The organism is Treponema sp. Marseille-Q4523 (assembly GCF_016901105.1).
GTDB lineage: Bacteria > Spirochaetota > Spirochaetia > Treponematales > Treponemataceae > Treponema_D.
The window spans coordinates 1-1,608 of record NZ_JAFEVM010000087.1 but is presented as its reverse complement, the minus strand read 5'-3'; the positions used below and the strand labels follow the sequence as shown (position 1 = coordinate 1,608).

The window sequence follows — 1,608 nt, the reverse complement described above, 5'->3', positions numbered from 1 at the left end:
TATTTATACTATATAACAAAACGATATCTTTCTCAACCGCAAGACAAGCATAGGGCAATCGCATCGGAGAATACAATTTCAAAAAAATTGCGAGTAACATAAAAATCGGCTGCACTCCCGGCAGCACCCCTGCAGTTTGCGCGGGGAACTTCGCGCTCGTTGGAAGCGGCGCGTCTACAAATCGATTGTATCGGCGGGAGTTTTCGGGATCGGAATATCTTTTTCGCCGAAGATGATTTTTTCTATCGAATCTTTTTCAGCCGCGTCGAGCCTGAGGCGCAGTTCGGATTTACCCGTCGGAATATTCACCGACGCTCCGTCTTTCCTGTACGTCGGAAGAAAAAACGTAAAAATCCACGGAACGGTTGAAAGCCCCGAATCGTCGATGATAAACACGGGTATGTAGTTTCCGTTTACGTCTTTTCCGAAAATCAGCTGTTCTTTATTTATTTTCCGGTACGGAATTTTCTTCGAAGCGTCCAAAGGATTGTCGATCGACAACAGTATTTCGAATATTTTTTTTCCGTTCGTATCTGCAAAATCGAACGTGTCCCGTTCGTCTTTATCGATTTCCCGTATGGAAACGAAAGAAACGGAAAGTTTATTAATTTTATTGAGCAGCGCTTTATTCCAGCCCTTTTTTATACCTTCGTACGAATGTTCCGCAATATTCGCCGTCGCTTCTCCGGCGCTTTCGGCGATTTTATTTACGAGCGGATCGCCGTTTATCAAAGCTTTCGTTCCGATAACTATCGCGCATGAAAAGAAGACGATCCACAACAATCCGGAAACGCCCGAACGTATGAGCGTATTTTTTTTCGGCTGTTTTTTTATCGCTTTTACGATCAGCATGACGATAAAAATCCAAAACAATAATCCTGTAATCGCTGCAAGCACTCCGAATAAAATCGCGGTAATCATGCGTATATCTCCTGTAATGAGTAAATCCGCTTTTTATTTTATCCGAAAAAAAATTAAACGGCAACGGATCGCATTTTCATGCGGGCTTTGCGCACTCGGCAGGATATTATCCGACTACGGTGCATCTCCCTTGAGGAAAGCAATCCAGTCTTCCGGGATATAATAAGTAGGACCGCCGCGTTCTGCAGAAAGATATGCTCCGGAAATCCAGCCGGTTTTGCCGGCTACGGTAATTCTTACCCAACGATTTCTATATGAACCATCGTATTCTTCCGTAATTGCTTCCGTTATGATATTTGTCTGCCCGTTTCCGTTTTTATAACTTGAAGGAATTTCAGCTATTACTGTCGTATCTACTACCCCCGGCTTATCGCGTACTTCAATAAAATCATTTTCCGAAAAAATTGAAAGACCTTGATAAACCTTTCTTACAGTCCAAGTTCTGTTTCCGACGTTAATTTTTTCAAGAATTTCCCAACAGTTGTTTTGATACGGATCCGAATAGCCGTCAATATATTTTTTATAATAATTACTGTAATAGGCGCCGGAATAATAAACAAATCCTCGCACTCCATTATAAGAAACTTTAAGCCATACATAATGCAGCAAATCTTTTTTAGACTGTACCAGCCATAATTCTTCAATATCGACCCTGTCATCCAAAGTTACTTTAACTAAGACTTGATT

At 41.5% G+C, this 1,608-nt stretch carries 2 protein-coding genes; both read right to left on the bottom strand.

Annotated elements, in window-relative coordinates:
- Positions 1-174 precede the first annotated feature (174 nt).
- Positions 175-921 carry a hypothetical protein gene (locus tag JSQ97_RS12810; RefSeq protein ID WP_205076408.1) on the bottom strand — a complete coding sequence of 249 codons (747 nt, stop codon included), beginning with the start codon at positions 919-921 and terminating at the stop codon, positions 175-177.
- A gap of 114 nt (positions 922-1,035) precedes the next feature.
- A partial coding sequence (locus JSQ97_RS12805; RefSeq protein ID WP_205076407.1) for an SH3 domain-containing protein occupies positions 1,036-1,608 on the bottom strand: 573 nt, incomplete at its 5' end.

Bases quoted from the DNA above. Each gene is read 5' to 3' on its own strand.
- JSQ97_RS12810 (WP_205076408.1), bottom strand. From the start codon at position 921: ATGATTACCGCGATTTTATTCGGAGTGCTTGCAGCGATTACAGGATTA.